This is a genomic window from Prosthecodimorpha hirschii, from assembly GCF_001305515.1.
Classification (GTDB): domain Bacteria; phylum Pseudomonadota; class Alphaproteobacteria; order Rhizobiales; family Ancalomicrobiaceae; genus Prosthecodimorpha; species Prosthecodimorpha hirschii.
In genome coordinates this window covers 3,314,991-3,331,974 of sequence record NZ_LJYW01000001.1, presented here as the reverse complement: position 1 = coordinate 3,331,974, position 16,984 = coordinate 3,314,991, and the positions used below count along the sequence as shown (strand labels likewise).

Here is a 16,984-nt window from a genome sequence, read left to right as displayed (position 1 = left end):
GCATTCCCCTCAGGCGGCCGGATAGGGACGATGGAGCGCACAGTCCGGATTGAGCCGGACGCCGAAGCCCGGCCGATCCAGCGCCGAAACCTTCAGCCGTCCGCCTTCCGGCAAAGGCTCGTCCAGCAGGAGCGGGTGGAACATCGGCACCACACGGTCCGCCTCGGGGGCCATCATCAGGAACTCGGCGAAGGGGCTGTTCGGGCGCGTCGCCACGAAGTGGTAGCTGTAGACGCTGGAGCCGTGCGGGATGACCGGGCAGGCATGCGCGTCGGCAAGTGCGGAGATCTTGATCAGTTCGGTCAGCCCGCCGCACCAGCCGACATCGGGCTGAATGATGTCGCAGCAGCCCATCTCCAGGAGCAGTCGAAACCCCCAGCGCGTCGCCTCGTGCTCGCCGGTCGTCACCAGCATGCCGGCGGGTACCGCCTTGCGCAGCGCCGCGTAGCCCCAGTAGTCGTCGGGCGACAGGCATTCCTCGATCCATTTCAGCCCGTGCTCCCGTCCGGCGATCGCCAGACGGGTGGCATAGTCGAGGTCGAGCGCCATCCAGCAGTCGTACATCAGCCAGAAGTCGTCGCCGACCGCATCCCGCATCGCCGCCAGGGCCGCGACGTTGGCCCTGAGGCCCTCCTCCCGCTCGGCCGGGCCGTGCTTCAACGGCATCTTGCCGCCGATGAAACCCATCTTCTTGGCGAGGTCCGGACGCGGGCCGGTGGCGTAGAAGACGAGTTCGTCGCGGACCGCGCCGCCGAGCAACTGGTAGACCGGCTCGCCGCGGACCTTCGCGAGCAGGTCCCAGAGCGCCAGATCGACGCCCGAGATCGTGTTCAGGACCACGCCCTTGCGGCCGTAGAACTGGCTCGCGGCGTACATCTGGTCCCACATCCGCTCGATCTCGGTGACCGGGCGGCCGACCAGGAAGCGGGCAAGATGGCGCTCCACGACAAAGCAGCCGATTTCACCGCCGGTCGTGACCGCGAAGCCGACCGTGCCGTCGCTCGCCTCGACCTCGACCACCAGGGTGCCGAGGACGTTGAGGCCGAAGGAGCTGCGCTTCGCCCGGTATTCGGGGTAGCGCGACATGGGCGTGGCGATCTGGCCGTCGATCCAGTGACCGTCGCCCTGGTCGTGATAGTCGGCGCCGCCGCCCCGGACGGTGAAGGCGCGCACGGCCGTGATGGTGGGCATGGGCATGGCGTCGCTCCTCAGTAGACGGCCCGGCCGCCGGAGATGTCGAACACCGCGCCGGTGGAAAAGGCGCAGTCCTCGGACGACAGCCAACCGATCATGGCGGCGGCCTCTTCGACCGCCAGGAACCGCTTCATCGGGATCTTGGCGAGCATGAAGGCGATATGCTCCTCGCTCATCTGCTCGAAGATCTCGGTGCGGGCGGCGGCCGGCGTGATGCAATTCACCAGGATACCGGCCTCGGCGAGCTCCTTGCCGAGCGACTTGGTGAGGCCGATCAGGCCGGCCTTCGACGCGGAATAGTGGGAGGCGTTCGGGTTGCCTTCCTTGCCGGCGATGGAGGCGACGTTGACGATGCGGCCATACCCATTGGCCAACATGTGCGGCACGATCGCCCGGCAGGTCAGATACGGGCCGGTCAGGTTGACGTCGACGACCCGCCGCCAGACGTCGGGCGAGAGCTCCCACAGACGCCCGTTGCCGCCCGTGATGCCGGCATTGTTGACCAGGATGTCGATGCGGCCGTGACGTTCGACCGCGGCAGCGGTCGCGGCCGCAACGGAGGCCTCGTCGGTCAGTTCGACGACCGTGGAGGAGACCGGTCCGTGCGCGGAGAGCGCCGAGGCCGCGCGGTCGAGCCGCTCCGCATCGATATCCCACAGCGCGACCGCCGCGCCGGAGCGCAGGAAGCGTTCGGCGGCCGCATAGCCGATGCCGCGGGCTCCCCCCGTGACGACGGCGACGCGGCCGGCGAGATTCAGACTGTTCATGAGGCCGACCTCCTCCTGGCGCCGATGCGGTCGAGGCTCGGCGCCGCCCGCGCGTCGCGGCGACGCGGGCGGTCGGCTCGGGCTCCTCCCGGAGGCACGACTTTCACGCCGCGCATTCGTTCTTGATCGGGTTCTAGCGGAGGCGGTGATAACCGGATAATGAATTTATGGACTTTGTCGATGAGCGAAGGTTATCGCCATGTCGTTCGAGCTTCCGCCAACCCCATCGGCCCTCGCGCGCCTGCGCTTCCGCCATCTTCAATTGATCGCCCGCATCGCCGCGACCGGCAACCTGCACCGCGCCGCCGAAGAGATGAACATCACCCAGCCGGGCGCGACCAAAATGCTGCAGGACTCCGAGGAGATCTTCGGCATCCCAGTGTTCGAGCGACACCCGCGCGGCCTGACGCCGACCGAGATCGGCGCTTTCGTGATCGACTATGCGCGCCAGACCATCGGCGATCAGGCGCGCTTCTTCCGCAGTCTCGCGAACCTGAAGCGGGGCGGCTACGGCATGCTGTCGGTCGGCGCCATCATGGCGACGGGTCCGGACATCCTGCCGAACGCGCTGGCGGAGCTGAAGCGGCGACGGCCGCTGATGACCGTGGTGCTGTCGACCACGACCAGCGACCAGCTGCTCGAAGCGCTGGAAAAGACCGAGCTCGATCTGGTGATCGGCCGTCCGACCGAGGCGCGGCACAGAGCCCTGTTCGACGTGGAGCCGCTGGCGCTCGAGGATCTCTGGGCCTTCTGCGCCGCCGACCATCCGCTCGCCGGGCGCGCCGAACTGACGCTCGAGGAGACGGAGGCCTTCCCCTGGGTGCTGCAGCAGCCGACCAGCCCGATGCGCCAGGTCATCGACCGCACCTTCGCGGCGGCCGGCCTGCCGCGGCTCGACAACCTGGTCGAGACGACATCGATCTTCGCGACGCTTCATCTGGTGCTGCGCGGCGGCATGATCGCGATCCTCCCCCACACCATCGTGCAGGACGCGGTCGCGCGCGGCGAACTCGTCCGTCTGCCGATCCGCATCGACAACCCGCTCGAGCCCTACGGCATCATTCGCCGGCGAGGCGAGGCGCTCACCGCGAATGCCGAGGAGTTCGTCGGGATCTTGCGCCAGATGTGCTCAAAACCGCCTGCCCAGTCAGCGTCCCCGCAGCCTCATCAGGGCTCGAACGGCGAGACGCCGGGAACCCGTTGAACCGCCGCACTACAAGCGAGGCCCCTTTGCGCGATCGGTCCGCCATGCGACCGACCGCCGTGTCTCGACGACGCGTCACACGACCTTGCCGGGATTGAGGAGGCCGTCCGGGTCGAACAGGCCTTTCAGCTGCCGCATCGCCGCCAGCTGATTCTCCGTCCGACAGCGGGCGAGCCATTGACGCTTGATGGTCCCGACACCGTGCTCGGCCGTCACCGTTCCGGACCATTCCTCGACCAGCCCATAAACCGCCGTCTCGATGGCGTGGGCACTGCAGGGCTGTTCGTGGCCGGTGGCGACGAGCAGATGCAGGTTGCCGTCGCCGATATGGCCGAGATGAAGGCTGCGGCGAACGCCAAGGCGGCCGAGGGCCGCATCGCAGGCCTCGACGAAGCGGCCGAGCAGCCTCGGCGCGATGCCGAGATCGAAATTGACGTGGGGGCCGAGGGCGGGATCGACATCGCCCACGGCCTCGCGGACCGACCAGATCGCCCGCGTCTCGGCCAGCGACTGGGCGATGACGCCGTCCTCGACCCGCCCGGCCTGGAGCTGTTCGCCGAGCCAGCCTTCGAACGCGGCCTCGCCGTCGGACCGGTCGTGCGCCGTCTCGACCAGGGCATAGATGCCGTGCCGACCGGCCAGCGGCGAACGGGCCAGCCTGGCCTCGCCGCAGACGAAATCCCAATAGGACGGCCACATGCCCTCGAAGGCGACCAGATCCGCACCGAAGTGCCGGCGCGCCGAGGTGAGCAGCGACAGCGCGGTATCGAAACCGGCGAGACCGAGAAGCGCGGTATTGGTCCGCACCGTCGCCGGGACCAGACGCAGGATAGCCCTGGTCACGATGCCGAGAGTGCCCTCGCTGCCGATGAACAGGTGCTTCAGGTCGTATCCCGCATTGTCCTTCAGCAATTCGCCGAGGCCGTCCAGCACGGTACCGTCGGGCAGCACAACCTCCAGACCCAGGATGTGCTGGCGCGTCATGCCGTGGCGGACCACGCGGATGCCCCCGGCATTGGTGGCGATCGTCCCCCCGATGGTGGCCGAGCCACGCGAGCCGATGTCGACCGGATAGTCGAGGCCGACCGCGCGGGCCCGTTCCTGAACCGTTTGCAGCGGCGTGCCGGCCCAGACGCACATCGTCATGGCGTCCGGGTCGACGGCGATCACGCCGGACATCCGCTCAAGCGACAGGACAGCGTTGCCTTCGAGGCAGACCGCACCGCCCGAGAGGCCGGTGCGGCCGCCTTGGGGAACAATCGGCAGGCCGTGGCGGCGGCAGATGCGCAAGGCGTCGGCGACGGCGTCGGTGTCGGCCGGACGCAGCACCGCCACCGGAACGGCACCGGGCTCTCCCGACAGGTCGGCCGCATAGCGGGCGCAGTCGGCCGGATCGACGATGAGGCCGGCGACGCCGAGCCGTCCGAGGAGATCGTCGATGGCGGGATGTCGCGTCGTCATAGTTCCCCTCATGTCGGGTGATGCCGTGCCACGGCTGCCAGTCGACCCGAATGTTTCCCTTGTGACCTCAAAGGATTGCATTATATTCGCCGATGACGTGGCAACAGCATGCCAGAAGTGTATCGATGGCCATCAGCACAAATCTCGCTCGACTCCCCAGCCTGCGCTACTTCATCGAAGTCGCCCACTACGGTTCGTTTCGCCGTGCGGCCGAACAACTCAACATCGCTCCGTCGGCGATCAATCGGCAAATCAGCAATCTTGAGGCAACGCTCGGGGTGCAGCTGTTCGACCGGGAGCGCGGCCGGACCGGCTTGCGACTGACCGAGGCGGGGCGGATCCTGCAGCATCGCGTCGCCTCGATCATGAACGAGTTGGTGATCGTCGGCGAGGAGCTGAACGAGCTGAAGGGCCTGCAACGGGGCCATCTGCGGCTGGCGGTCAACGAGGTGGTGGCCAGCGATCTGCTGCACGGGTTGATCGCCAACTTCCACAGCAATTTCCCGGATCTGACCTATGCGGTCATGGTGGAGAACACGCCCGAGATCGTTCGCCGACTGCAGGATGGCGACGTGGACATCGGCATCGGATACAATTTCCCACCGACCGCGGACCTGGAAGTCCTGTCGACGCTGAAGCGCGAGACCTGCCTGATCACGTCGCTGGACCACCGGCTGGCGCGCCGGCGCCTGGTCCGGCTGGACGAAATCGCCGGCGAAAAGTTCATCTTTCCGGACAAGTCGCTGGCGCTTCGCCGCATGCTGGACGACACCTTTGCCAAGGCGCAGTTGAAGGTGCATCCGGTCATGGAAACCAATTCCTTCACGCTGTTGCGGCAAATGGTACAGAACGGCCTTGGGGTCAGCATGGTGATCGGCCAGTTCCTGCAATATCACCCGGAACGCATTTCTTTCGTTCGGGTCGACAACACGGCGATCGGCAGCGGTCTTCTGTCCTGTTGCAGAGTGGCCGGCCGCACGCTGTCGACGGCGTCGCGGGCGTTCTCGGCGAGCGTGAAGACACTGTTCAGTCAGTATGGTGCCTGACGCGGCAAGCGACGCTGCCGGGCCGCGTCGGGTGTCGATCATCGGGCCGCAAGTTCCTGAATGAGGGACCTGAGCAGGAACTCGCGACGGGCCAGCGCGGAGACCGCGATATGCTCCGCGGGCGAATGCCAGGCATTGCCGATCGCCCCGAGGCCGTCGAGGGTCGGGGTCCCGACCGCGGCGGCGAAATTGCCATCGCTGCCGCCGCCGCTGCGCGTCTCGACGAGCGGAACGCCCAGGCCCTGGTTGATGCGCCGGGCGACGGCGAAGAGATCCAGCGTTCCCGGGGTCCGGGCCAGGCATGGCTTCTCGATGCCGCCGACGACCTCGATGCGGATGTCCGGATCTTGCGGCACGAGACCCCGGATGCGGCGGTCGATCGCCCGGCCGATCCCATCGTCCGCGAAGCGGACGTCGATGTCGCAGCGGGCATGGCCCGCGACGACGTTGGGCTCGGTGCCGCCGGCGATGCGGCCGACATTGAGGGTCGTCTCGGTCGCCGGGTCGGTCAGCGCGTCGAGGGCGACGATCGTGCGGGCGAGTTCGGAGATGGCGCTGCGGCCGTCGGCATGGGCGGAGCCGGCGTGGGATTCGCGGCCGAAGATGTCGATGCCGTATTGGGCCCGCCCCTTGCGGAAGGTCACGACTTCGTCGCCGCGCGCGGGCTCGGGCACCAGCACGCAGGCGGCCCCGCGCGCCTCCCGCTCGATCAAGGCGTGTGAGGTCGGCGAGCCGATCTCCTCGTCGGTGTTGTAGATCAGCGTTACCGGCCCGCACAGGCCTTCCGCGCTGCCCAGGATCTCGCGCAAGGCAGCGAAGGCAAGATAGGCACCGCCCTTCATGTCCGCGATGCCGGGACCGTAGAAGCGGTCGCCGTCGCGCCGCATCGGCAGCGAGCCGGGCGGGCAGACGGTGTCGAGATGGCAGGTGATCAGGACGCCCCTGCCCGCGCCGGCGCCGCCGGCGAAGCGTGCGATCAGATGGTCGCCCATGCCGTCGCGGCCGGGGATGCGCTCCAGCGCGGCGCCGAGCGGGCGAAGATCGTCGGTGATCCGGTCGAGCAAGCGCCCGATCTCGACGACGGCGCCGGTCGGTGTCTCGATCTCCACCCAGCGGCGGAGACCGGCGAGCAGGGCCTCGTTGTCGAGCAGATTCGGCACGGGGTCAGCTGAGACTGTCGGCATGATCGCGCCAGATCGAGGTTTGGAGTTTCAAGGTCGAGACGGCGGGGAAATGCGCGGCCCAATGCGCCGCGATCTTTCGACTGCTCGCGGCGAACACGTCCGGCATGGTCGAAACCTCGCGCAGGAAGGTCTCCAGCATCGTGAAACGATGTCCCCAGCCGGAGCGCGCGGGCGAAACCGTCATGGGGAAATAGCGTCCCCGGCGGTACTGGGCGGCAAATTCGGCGCGCCAGTTGCGCAGCAGTGGCGCCGGGCGCTCCAGGCCCGTGCCCTCGTGGGGAAACATCAGAAAGTAGGTGTCGTCCAGATGATAGTAGTAGGGCAGCGTCAGCAGCGATCGCGGACCGGCCGGGTCGGTGACCCAATAGTAGGGCAGGTCGTCGGCGAGGCCGTTGCCGACGTAAAGGAAGCCCTGCTCGATCGCGAGATCGATGGTCTCGCGGCGCAGGCTGCCGGTCGCGAACCGGTCGTCGGGGCGCGGCAGGCCGTACCAGCCGTCGGGGCGCCGACCGATCGTCTTCTCGATGGTCTCGGCCGTCCGCCGCATCCGCCAGGCTTCCTCCTCCACGGAAAGATCGGACGGGTCCTCGCCGAGCAGGCCCTGGGCGGCGATCTCGTGGCCGGCGGCCGCGATGGAGCGGATCGTGCCCGCATAGGCCTCGGCGACCAGGGCCGGCACCGTGAAGGTGGCGGCGAGGCCGAGCGCGTCGAACAGCTTGAGAAAGGCGTCGAGGCCCTCATGCATGCCGAAATGAAACTGCGGAGAGCCGAGATCCTTGGCGTCGATGCCGCCGCCGCCGCTCGCCGGATTGAGGTTGACGACCAGATTGAAGCCGATCCTCGCGCCAGCAGGCCAAGAGATCCGATCGTCGAAGACCGTCGTTTCGTCGGAGCTGGTGTAGTTGTCTTTCCAGGGCATCTTGCCGCTCACATCGCTTGCTGGACGGATTGCACGGGATGGTTTTCGAACACGTGCGCCGCGAGTTCGCCGCAGGTCGGGAACCAGACTCCCGGCAAGGTCTGCATGCGTCGGATCAGGCGTTCGAGCATGTCGACGCGCAGCGCGTGGCCGGAGACGAAGGGATGCAGCAGGAAATTGAGGTAGCCTCCGGCCTTGTACTGGTGCTCGAAGGCGGCCCACCAGATCTCGAACACCTCGTCGACATCCATGACGCGCTGCGCGGCGTTGGGGGTCGCGAGCCAGCCGAAGCTGAAATACATCGCGTCATCAAGGGCGTAGTGGAACGGCAACTGCAGCATCGCGTTGCCACCGGTCCCGTCGAGCTCGTAGAAGGGCCGGTAGAGGGCGGAGGTGAAGGAGTTGTAGACGATGCCTTTCCGGCGCAGAAGCGCCGGGGTATGGCTGCTGCGGGTGCCGGTGATCGGTCGGCCGGCGATCGCCTGCAAGGCCTCGATCGCGCGGCCGAGATGGGCCTCCTCGCGCTCGGGATCCTCGGGGACCTCGTGCTGCCACATGTGGTCGGCCAACTCGTGGCCGGCCGCCACGGCCCGGTGCAGTGCGGCCGGATAGAGTTCGCAGATCCGCCCGGGCGTGAAGAGCGTGACCTTGACGCCGTTGGCGTCGAACATGTCGAGCAGCCGCCAGACCCCGACGCGGCCGCCGAACTCGCCCTTGGCGCGCTGGCCGGCCGGTTCTTCGAGCAGCCGGCGCAGCAGCATGGCGTCGAAGTCGAGCGTGAAGTTGACCGCGATGCGGACGCCGGCCGGATAGCGGAAACCGTCGATCGGCAGGCGCCGCGCGCGCTGGCGGGCCGCGACCGCGAGGAGGTGGGCGAACTCCGCCTCGGCTGGCCTGACCTCGGATTGGATCGTCATGGTGTGATGTCTCCTCGTGGGGTCTCCGGCCGGACGCCGACCGGCGCCCGCTCCCGGATCGTTTCGCCCCGGGGGGCGAGTTGCGCTTCCGCGGCCCTGAGGCCGGCGACGACAGGGTTGATCACCGGGATGCCCGCCGCGGCGCCGAGCCGATCGGGCAGGCCGGGCGCGAAGGACATGGCGAGGCAACCGAGAACCAGCACGTCGGCCCCTTCGCTGCGGCATGTGCGGGCCTGGGCGACGATGGCGGGCAGGTACCGATCGGGCTCCCGGACCAGATCCCGAACGGTGCCGCCGACCAGGACCTCGGAGAGGAACATCGGTTCGAGCCCCATGCCGCGGATGCGGCGGCGCAGGCCGGGCGGCGTCGGATCGGACGAGAGGACGGAAAAGCGGTCGCCGATCGCGGCCGCTTCCAGAAGCGCCGCCTCGCCGGGGCCGAAGACCGGCAATCCGGAGATCTCCTGCAGCGCCTCGGTCGCCGGGTCGCTGAAGCAGCCGATCAGCACCGCGTCGTAGCCGTCGTCGCGCCAGCCGAGGGCAGCGTCCTTGAGCGCCGGGAAGACCATCGCGATGTCGGCGGCGGATTCCACGGCCGGCGGACCCTCCGACGGCGAGGCGATGTCGACCTCCAGGCCGGGCGCCCAGCCGCGCAGCATCTCCAGGCGGCGGGCGACCTCCGCGGGGCCGGCCGTGCGATGCAGCGGACTGACCAGCTGGTAGAGCAGGCGAATGCGGTTCGACATTGCGGTCATGGATCGCTGGAGCCCGTTGACGACACGAGGGGAGGACTCAAAAGGCCCGTTGGAGGCCGACGAGCCGCTGGACGAGGGCGACCCCGACGAGGGCGAGGAGAATGGAGAGCGTCGCGGCGGCGGCGGCGGTCGGCTTGAACTCGTAGGTGAGGAAGTCGAACAGCGCCAAAGGCAGCGTCGTGCCGCCGACCGGCTTCAACAGCAGCGACATGGTGTAGAGATCGAAGCTGTTGATGAAGGCGAAGATGGCGCCCATCACGAGCCCGGGCCGGACCAGCGGCAGGGTCACCAGCCGGAACGTCTGCCAGCCGGTGGCGCCGAGGCTCGAGGACGCTTCGCCGAGCGAGGGCGGGACCTGGCGCAGTGCCGCGGAGATCGACACGTAGGCGTAGGGGAACGACATCAGGATATGGCCGATCTGCAGCCCGAGCAGGCTGCGGCCGAGACCGATCTTGTAGAGGAAGAACAGGAGGCCGACCCCGGTCAGCAGTTCCGGCACCAGGAGCGGCAGCACCATGCCGATCTGGAACCAGCCTCCGAGCTTGCCCGCCATGGCCTGGCCGGCCAGCGCCGCCATCATGGCCATGATGCTGGTGACGACCGCCGTGATCAGGCCGACGCGCAGGGAGACCAGGAGGGCGGCAACGAGGTTGTCGCGCTGGAAGAACTGCCCGTACCACTGCAGCGAGAAGCCGCGCGGCGGAAACTCGATCAGCATGCCGGACGTGAAGGAGGCGCCCACGATGGTCACCAGGGGCGCCAGCAGGAAGACGTAGAGCAGGACGACCAGCAGTCCGAAGCCGTAGCGTGCGGCCGGAGCGTCGCCGAAGGGGGTCGCAGCCGCGGTCACGCGCGCACCCGGTCGAGCAGCCGCCAGGTGGCGAGGGTGAAGACCGCGACCACCAGGAGAGTGGTCAGCGAGAGCCCGATGGCGAGCGTGGAGCCGAGCGGCCAGCGGAAGGTGCCGGTCAGTTCGGCGATGATCTGCGTCGGCATGTAGGTCACCATCTGGCCGCCGAGCAGGGCGGGGGTGACGTAGGCGGCGATCGCGAGCACGAAGACGAGGGTCACGCCGGCCTGGATGCCCGGGAAACTCAGCGGCAGCACGATGTCGCGGAAGGTGGCGGACCGGGAAGCGCCCATCGAGGCGGCCGCCTCGACGAGGCTCGGCGAGATGTTGCGGATGGCGTTGTTGATCGGCAGCACCATGAACGGCATGAAGACGTGGACCAGCGCCAGGACCACGAGACCTTGCGTGAACAGGAGCCGCAGCGGCCGGTCGATAAGGCCGAGGCCGAGGAGCGACTGGTTGAGCGGTCCGTTCAACGCCGCGATGATCATCCAGCCGAAATTGCGCACCAGCACGCCGGTCATCAGCGGCGAGGCGATCAGGGCGTAGAGGATCACCATCTTCAGCCCATCGGCCTTGGACAGGTGCCAGGCGACCGGATAGCTGACGATCAGGCAGAGGACCGTGACGGTGGTCGCAACGAGCAGCGAACGGCCGAGGGCACCCCAGTAGTAGGGATCGCCGAGGACGCGCCCGTAATGCATCAACGTGTAGTCGTTGCCGAACGGCTCGGTGACGCCGGGCGTGCGGAAGCTCATCTCGACCATGTTGGTGATCGGCAGGATCATGAACACGAAGATCAGGGCCACGGCCGGCAGACCGAGCAGCAGCTGCAGTCGCGCCGCGCGTCTCATGCCGGCACCTTCGGCATGGCCCAGGCGTGGGTGCAGTCGATGACGACGCCGGCGCTCTCGCCGGGCACGACGCGGGCGTTGGGCGGCGCGGCGAGCTTCAGGATGTTGCCGTCGGGGAGCTCGATCTCGCAATGCTGAGAGGCGCCCAGGAAGGCGCATTTGGTGACGATGCCGCGGAAGGCGGCGGTGTCGTCGGGTCCGGCGAGGCGCAAGGCCTCGGGCCGGAGCAGCAGTTCGACGTCGCCGGCCGTGCGGGCGGCTGGGGCGCAGTCGACCTCCAAGTCGGCGCCGCCGACGCCGACACGCATGCGCGTCTCGCCGGCCGGCACCGCAGTGCGGCAGGTGAGGATATTGGCCTCGCCGGTGAAGTTGGCGACATAGCGCTCGGCCGGGCGCTGATAGATCTCGCGAGGGCTGGCGAACTGCGCCACCCGGCCGGCCTTCATCACCGCGACCATGTCGGAGATCGCCATGGCCTCCGACTGGTCGTGGGTCACGTAGAAGGCCGTGATGCCGGATTGCTGCTGCAGGTCTCGCACCAGCCAGCGCACCTCGTCGCGCAGACGGGCATCGAGATTGGCGAGCGGTTCGTCGAGCAGGAGGAGCCTCGGCTTGAGCACCAGGGCACGCGCCAGGGCGACGCGCTGCTGCTGGCCACCCGAGATCTCGCGCGGCAGGCGGTCTTCGAGGCCGGTGAGGCGGACCAGCCGCAGCACCTCGACCACGCGGGCGTGGATCTCGGACTTGGCGCATTTGCGCAGCTTGAGACCGTAGCCGACATTCTCGGCTACGGTCATGTGCGGGAAGAGGGCGTAGTTCTGAAACACGACGCCGAAGCCGCGGCGGTTGGAGGGGATGGACAGGATGCTCTCGCCGTCGATCCGGACGTCGCCGCCGTCGGGCTCGAGAAAGCCCGCCAGACAGCGTAACGTGGTGCTCTTGCCGCAGCCCGATGGGCCGAGCAGCGTCACCATCTGGCCCGCGCGCGCCTCCAGCGAGACGCCGTCGAGGGCGACGACATTCCGGTACTGCTTGCGCAGATTCTTCACCTCCACCGTGGCCATGGCTCAGATCGTACGGTCCCAGAGGTCGTTGAGCTTCGGGATCAGGGCGAGCGTTTCATCCCAGTCGAAGCGGATGGCCTTGGACACCACGTCCGCCTGGAGCGGCCACTTTTGCAGGGAGGCGGGCAGCTTGACGGTCTTGTTGGTCGGCGCGATCAGCCAGTTCTCCGCCATCCAGAGCTGGATCTCGGGGCTCAGGACGAAGTTGATATAGTCTTCGCCGAGCTTCTTGTTCGGATGGCTCTTGAATACGCTGAAGGAGTGATCGAAGACAAACATGCCTTCCGCCGGGACGACGTAGTCGACCGGTATGCCCTGCTCCTGCATGGCCTTGACTTCGCCGATGTCGATCGGCGCCACCGCAATCTGCCCTTGGGTCATGAGCGGGGTCAGCTGCGCCGAATAGCCGATCTGCGGGAAGGGAGCGAGTTCCTTGAACTTGGCGACGGCTGTCGCGACATCGCTGCGGCCGGAACCGAAATGCTCGCCTGCCCACAGCGCCATCATTGTGGCGGCCGAGTTGGTGATCTTGTAGAGGCCGAGCTTGCCGCGGAAGCGCGCATCCCACAGGTCGGCCCAGCCCTTCGGCGGCCGGTCGACCATGTCCTTGCGGTAGGCGAGGACGAGCGGCGCCAGCATGCCGGTGACAGCGGTCTTGCCTTTGAGGATCGCGGGCTCGATCAGGTCGGCCATATTGGGAACCAATGCGGGCGTCAGCTCCTCGAAGAAGCCGTCGTTGCGGATCATCGCCGTGTATTTCTCGTTCAGCATCACCGCGGGGAACGGCGGGCGATCGGGACCGGCAGCGCGGAAGTTGGAGATCCAGCCCATGCCGAGGCCGATGTCGAGATCGAACGGCTTGCCGATCTGCTTGGCGAATTTCGGCATGACGAACTTGCGCCAGTCGTCCTCCCAGCGGCCACCGAACATGTTGACGATGAACTTGTCGCTCTGGGCGAAGGCGGGAAGGTCGAAGGCGGCAAGCCCGGCGAGGCCGGCGCTCGTCTGCAAGAAGCTGCGTCGAGTGAAGTTCATCTGCGAGTCCCTTCGGTTGTGGTTCCCATCCGGGTCTTGGCGGTCCAGTCTTCGCTCTGCCGGCCGGGTGAGGCGGACGGATCCGGCGAGCGGTCTCCGACGCGTGGTCAGCTCATGTCGACATGATCGGGGTCGAGCCTGAGATCGATCAGCCGCACCCCGCCGCCCCGGCCGACGAGCGCGACGGCGGCGGCGAGATCGTCCGTGCCGCGCACCGTCACGGCCGCCGCGCCGAGCGCGGTGGCCACCGCCGCGAAATCGGGCGACGGGATCAGCGACAGGGCCGGATCCATCGTCCGGTTGGTGAACTGGACGTGTTCGGCGCCGTAGCTGCCGTCGTTGCAGATGATGACCACCAGGTCGAGCCGCTCGCGCACGGCGGTCGAGAGTTCGGCGAAGCCCGACAGCTGAAAACCGCCGTCGCCGACGATCAGCACCGTCTGGCCGCGGGTGGCGCATGCGGCGCCGATCGCCTCGCCCAGGCCACAGCCGATCGCGCCGAAATGGCTGGTGTAGACGAGGCGGTTCGGCGCCGTGACGGGCAGCGCGCGCCAGCCCGTCGTGACGAAGCGGCCGAGATCGGCGACCAGGGTCCGGTCGCGATCGATGGCGCGGTCGAGGGTCAGCAGGGCCGGCACGAAATCGAGGGTTCCCGGCCTGGTCGGGCGGAAGGCAGGGATCTCGGCGAGAGCGGCGCGGTCTCGTTCGAGCGCCTGCCTCAGGTCGTCGTCGGCGAAGCCGCTCGGCGGGATCTCGGCGAGATCGAAGCGCTCGACCATGACGCAGGCGGTCTTCGCGGCGTCACCGTGGAGGAGAAGGGTCGGCTGGGTGCGCCGATCGTTCGGCTTGTCGTCGGGCAGGATCTGGACGATCCGCTTGTCCCGCGTGTAGGCGCCGGTCTCGGTGGTGTGCTTGCTGAGGCTGGCCCCGAAGGCGACGATGCAGTCCGCCCGCAGGATCGCGTCGACGGTCGCCGGCCGAGACAGGCCGCCGAACACGCCGAGGTCGAACGGATCGTCGTGGAACAGGCCGGAGGCCTTGAGCGTGGTGGCGACCGGCGCCTGGAGCCGGCGGGCCAGCGCCAGCAGGGCGTCCCGCGCGTCGATGGCGCCGCGCCCCGCCAGGATCAGCGGGCGGCGCGCCGAGGCGATCATGCCGAGAGCATCGTCGAGGGCGTCGCCGTCGGGGGCGGCGGCGCGCTCCGATGGGGGGAACCCGGCCGCCGGCGCCCCCTCGGCGGCGGCGGTCCACTGCAGGTCCACCCGCATGTTGAACACGACCGGGCGGCGTTCGGCGGCGGCCTGCCGGAAGGCATGGGCGAGGTCGGCGCCGGCGGTCGCGGCCGAGGCCATCTCGACGAAGCCGGCGCCGGTGGCGTCGACGATCTTGCGCTGGTCGATCTTCTGCAGGTGCTGGGTGTCGCCGGGCGGCGTGTCGCCACAGACGAGAACGATGGGAATGCCGCCCTTGACGCCTTCCACCAGCGCGGTCACCACGTTGGTGAGCGCCGGGCCGTGCGTGATGGTGGCGACGCCGGTGCGGCCGGAGACCTGCGCATAGCCGAGAGCGGCAAGAACCGCGGCGGCCTCGTGCAGGCAGGCGACGTAGCGGCCCGATCCGGCGCGCACGAAGGCGTCGGTCATGAACAGATTGGCGTCGCCGACCAGCCCGAACAGGGTCTCAACGCCCTGCTGCGCCAGCGTTTCCGCCAGAATCTGATGAACGGTCTTCGGCGCGCGGGCAACGATCATGAGGGATTTCTCGCTCGGCCGGTCGAGGCGAAACCGGCGGTCCTCGGCATTAAGGCAGCTCGGAAATGGAAACAAAAGCGCAAAGCGGCCGCGAATAAGTTGCGCAAATTAGATCATAGATCGAGGTCTGGTGATCCCGGGCCGAGGGTGGCGCCGGGGGTCACGGGTGATGGGACCCCGGAAACGGAGGTCGTTCCCGAAGCCCGACGAGCAGCCAGGCTCGGTTCGCCCTGAGGCGAGGACGAGCCCGATGACGGGGACGGGGACGGGGAAGCGGTCCGCTGCGGGGTTCACGGCGAAGGTCGCGCCGGACGCGATCCGTGGAGAGCAGACGGTCGCGCAACTGGCGGCCCGGCACGGCGTGTGCCAAACGACGATCAATACCGGAAAGACGCAGGCGATCGGGGGCATGTCCGGCGTGGTCTCCGGCAAGGCGGAGACCGCCGAGGCGGCTGCGGACAATCATTCCGAACCCTGCATTCCGTCCTCCCCGGACTTGTCCGGGGGATCCCGTGCGATGGCCAAACCCCTGGAAAGTCCGGATCCCCGGGACAGGCCCCCTCGTATGACAGCGTTGAAACGGCCCGCGTCCGATCGCGTTCCGACGCGCCTTCCTTCAGCACCCTGCGAGCCGGCGCGCGTGGGCGAGACCGACCAGCGTCACGCCAACCTGTCCGCCGAACGGGGCCCGCCTCCCTTCAGGCTGGGTCCGAACGCCGTTCGAAAGCCGATCGCAGCCTTGAATGGGCACAGAGCGAGCCGTCATCAAGAACGGCCGACTTCCGCCAATACGGGAGCTGTGTACTGAAGTTGCGGGGTACGCTGGCCCGGAGACTTTCGGGCTCCGGCGGAGAAACGCGTCCGCTTCCGCGAGGCCGCCGGTTCACGGCGATCGATCATATCCGTTGGAAGGTACCGATATTTTCCAGACGGACGCATCGCTGAGAGCAACAGGTCTCGAAGCGGCTGGCGGAGGGAGAGGACCGCAGATCCAACCTTCTCCGGTCTGCTGCATTCGAGGTTGGTCGCAGGGACAGAGACCTTCGCTGCGGGGGCGCGTTGCGGCGGAGTTCCTCGCGGTCGCCGCCGCGGTCCGGCGCAAGCGGCGCCACCGACGTCATCGCCTTGCAGGGCATCAGGCCCGAACCCGTCGGCCTGATGAAGGCGACATCGCCCGTGACCGAGCCAATGACCCTCTTGCGATCCGATCCGTCCGACCCATTCGTACAGTGCCCGGCTGCACCGTGTTAGCCTTCCTGCCTGACCGTCCGCGTCGGTCGCAGTGGCGCGCCTGCATCCACCGCGGAGCAGTTCGGTATCAACGATGCCGGTGTCGATTTTTCCTCGAAGGCGGCGATCCTCGTCTCCGCCATGTCGGCCCATATGCACAGACTGACGAATGTCGGACCGCCGGTCGGTCCCCGTGGGCGGCTTGGCCGGACTGACCGTATGGCCGCGCGAACTGCCGACGACGGCGGTACTGCAACGGCTCTTCTGCGCGCTCCCGTTCACAGACGCCCGATTCCATGCGTCCCGAACGCGGCCATGGTCTTTCGGGTCCTGAGGCCCCGATGGCGGACCTGATCGCCAACCTGCAACTTGGGCTTTCGGTCGCCCTCACCTGGGACAAATCTGGCTTTCTGCTTCATCGGTTGCTTTGTCGGCACGCTGATCGGGGTGCTTCCGGGCGTCGGACCGGTCGCAACGATCGCAATGCTCCTGCCGATCACGTTCCGCATCGACCCGATGGGCGCCCTCATCATGCTCGCCGGCATCGACTACGGCTCCCAGAATGGTGGTTGGACTACCGCGATCCTGTTGAACATCATCGGCGAGGGGACCGTGGTGGTGCCGAGCGCGTTACCGAATTGCGTTTTGCCTGTGCCGGGAAGCGCCTGATCGCATCGGCGTTGGCGACGTAGAGGTAGCCGCCGACCATCGCCATGCCAAATGGCGTGTTTAGGTGGTTGAGGAAGACGGTTT

General features: G+C 67.9%; 14 protein-coding genes and 1 pseudogene. 3 read left to right on the top strand and 12 right to left on the bottom strand.

Features of this window, described 5'->3' with window-relative positions:
• Window positions 1-9 precede the first annotated feature (9 nt).
• The gene (gene rhmD, locus ABB55_RS14530) at window positions 10-1,197 is read right to left on the bottom strand and encodes an L-rhamnonate dehydratase (RefSeq protein ID WP_054359441.1); all 1,188 of its coding nucleotides are present in this window, start codon (window positions 1,195-1,197) and stop codon (window positions 10-12) included.
• Window positions 1,198-1,208: 11 nt separating this feature from the next.
• Window positions 1,209-1,961: an SDR family NAD(P)-dependent oxidoreductase gene (locus ABB55_RS14525; protein WP_054359440.1), complete on the bottom strand. Its 753-nt coding sequence runs from the start codon at window positions 1,959-1,961 to the stop codon at window positions 1,209-1,211.
• Window positions 1,962-2,160: 199 nt separating this feature from the next.
• Here ABB55_RS14525 and ABB55_RS14520 point away from each other — a divergent pair, with 199 nt between their 5' ends.
• Window positions 2,161-3,165, top strand: a complete 1,005-nt coding sequence (locus ABB55_RS14520; RefSeq protein WP_054359439.1) for a LysR family transcriptional regulator — start codon at window positions 2,161-2,163, stop codon at window positions 3,163-3,165.
• 75 nt (window positions 3,166-3,240) lie between these two features.
• Here the strand turns inward: ABB55_RS14520 and ABB55_RS14515 are convergent, their stop codons facing one another.
• Window positions 3,241-4,626, bottom strand: a complete 1,386-nt coding sequence (locus ABB55_RS14515; protein ID WP_244472041.1) for an FAD-binding oxidoreductase — start codon at window positions 4,624-4,626, stop codon at window positions 3,241-3,243.
• A gap of 125 nt (window positions 4,627-4,751) precedes the next feature.
• On the opposite strand from ABB55_RS14515, the gene ABB55_RS14510 reads away from it, so the two are divergent.
• A complete protein-coding gene (locus ABB55_RS14510) occupies window positions 4,752-5,672 on the top strand; it encodes a LysR family transcriptional regulator (RefSeq protein WP_054359437.1) in 921 nt (306 codons plus the stop codon).
• 38 nt (window positions 5,673-5,710) lie between these two features.
• Here the strand turns inward: ABB55_RS14510 and ABB55_RS14505 are convergent, their stop codons facing one another.
• The 9 genes from ABB55_RS14505 to ABB55_RS14465 all read right to left on the bottom strand — a co-directional run bounded on the left by ABB55_RS14505 (window position 5,711) and on the right by ABB55_RS14465 (window position 15,001).
• On the bottom strand, window positions 5,711-6,832 hold the full coding sequence (locus ABB55_RS14505; protein ID WP_200912027.1) for a M20 family metallopeptidase: 1,122 nt from the start codon (window positions 6,830-6,832) through the stop codon (window positions 5,711-5,713).
• A 4-nt stretch (window positions 6,833-6,836) separates the two neighbouring features.
• A complete protein-coding gene (locus ABB55_RS14500; RefSeq protein WP_054362062.1) occupies window positions 6,837-7,775 on the bottom strand; it encodes a polysaccharide deacetylase family protein in 939 nt (312 codons plus the stop codon).
• A gap of 8 nt (window positions 7,776-7,783) precedes the next feature.
• Window positions 7,784-8,692: a polysaccharide deacetylase family protein gene (locus tag ABB55_RS14495; RefSeq protein ID WP_054359436.1), complete on the bottom strand. Its 909-nt coding sequence runs from the start codon at window positions 8,690-8,692 to the stop codon at window positions 7,784-7,786.
• Entirely contained in the window at window positions 8,689-9,447 is a 759-nt protein-coding gene (locus tag ABB55_RS14490; RefSeq protein ID WP_054359435.1) for an aspartate/glutamate racemase family protein, read from the bottom strand. Before ABB55_RS14490 ends, ABB55_RS14495 begins: the two co-directional genes overlap by 4 nt.
• A 37-nt stretch (window positions 9,448-9,484) precedes the next feature.
• Window positions 9,485-10,297: an ABC transporter permease gene (locus ABB55_RS14485; RefSeq protein WP_054359434.1), complete on the bottom strand. Its 813-nt coding sequence runs from the start codon at window positions 10,295-10,297 to the stop codon at window positions 9,485-9,487.
• Window positions 10,294-11,151 (bottom strand): ABC transporter permease, encoded by an 858-nt coding sequence (locus tag ABB55_RS14480; protein WP_054359433.1) that lies wholly within the window; start codon window positions 11,149-11,151, stop codon window positions 10,294-10,296. Before ABB55_RS14480 ends, ABB55_RS14485 begins: the two co-directional genes overlap by 4 nt.
• Entirely contained in the window at window positions 11,148-12,215 is a 1,068-nt protein-coding gene (locus tag ABB55_RS14475) for an ABC transporter ATP-binding protein (RefSeq protein ID WP_054359432.1), read from the bottom strand. The genes ABB55_RS14480 and ABB55_RS14475 overlap by 4 nt, the downstream gene beginning before the upstream one ends.
• Window positions 12,216-12,218: 3 nt before the next feature.
• The gene (locus ABB55_RS14470; RefSeq protein ID WP_054359431.1) at window positions 12,219-13,250 is read right to left on the bottom strand and encodes an extracellular solute-binding protein; all 1,032 of its coding nucleotides are present in this window, start codon (window positions 13,248-13,250) and stop codon (window positions 12,219-12,221) included.
• A gap of 107 nt (window positions 13,251-13,357) precedes the next feature.
• A complete protein-coding gene (locus ABB55_RS14465; RefSeq protein ID WP_054359430.1) occupies window positions 13,358-15,001 on the bottom strand; it encodes a thiamine pyrophosphate-binding protein in 1,644 nt (547 codons plus the stop codon).
• A 1,571-nt stretch (window positions 15,002-16,572) separates the two neighbouring features.
• Here ABB55_RS14465 and ABB55_RS29030 point away from each other — a divergent pair.
• Window positions 16,573-16,852: pseudogene (locus ABB55_RS29030) on the top strand (tripartite tricarboxylate transporter permease); the annotation flags it as partial.
• Between the last annotated feature and the right edge of the window lie 132 nt (window positions 16,853-16,984).

Coding starts and splice junctions, on each gene's coding strand:
- ABB55_RS14510 (WP_054359437.1), top strand. CDS start 4,752: ATGGCCATCAGCACAAATCTCGCTCGACTCCCCAGCCTGCGCTACTTC.
- ABB55_RS14495 (WP_054359436.1), bottom strand. CDS start 8,692: ATGACGATCCAATCCGAGGTCAGGCCAGCCGAGGCGGAGTTCGCCCAC.
- ABB55_RS14490 (WP_054359435.1), bottom strand. CDS start 9,447: ATGACCGCAATGTCGAACCGCATTCGCCTGCTCTACCAGCTGGTCAGT.
- ABB55_RS14470 (WP_054359431.1), bottom strand. CDS start 13,250: ATGAACTTCACTCGACGCAGCTTCTTGCAGACGAGCGCCGGCCTCGCC.
- ABB55_RS14500 (WP_054362062.1), bottom strand. CDS start 7,775: ATGCCCTGGAAAGACAACTACACCAGCTCCGACGAAACGACGGTCTTC.
- ABB55_RS14480 (WP_054359433.1), bottom strand. CDS start 11,151: ATGAGACGCGCGGCGCGACTGCAGCTGCTGCTCGGTCTGCCGGCCGTG.
- rhmD (WP_054359441.1), bottom strand. CDS start 1,197: ATGCCCATGCCCACCATCACGGCCGTGCGCGCCTTCACCGTCCGGGGC.
- ABB55_RS14475 (WP_054359432.1), bottom strand. CDS start 12,215: ATGGCCACGGTGGAGGTGAAGAATCTGCGCAAGCAGTACCGGAATGTC.
- ABB55_RS14465 (WP_054359430.1), bottom strand. CDS start 15,001: ATGATCGTTGCCCGCGCGCCGAAGACCGTTCATCAGATTCTGGCGGAA.
- ABB55_RS14525 (WP_054359440.1), bottom strand. CDS start 1,961: ATGAACAGTCTGAATCTCGCCGGCCGCGTCGCCGTCGTCACGGGGGGA.
- ABB55_RS14520 (WP_054359439.1), top strand. CDS start 2,161: ATGTCGTTCGAGCTTCCGCCAACCCCATCGGCCCTCGCGCGCCTGCGC.
- ABB55_RS14515 (WP_244472041.1), bottom strand. CDS start 4,626: ATGACGACGCGACATCCCGCCATCGACGATCTCCTCGGACGGCTCGGC.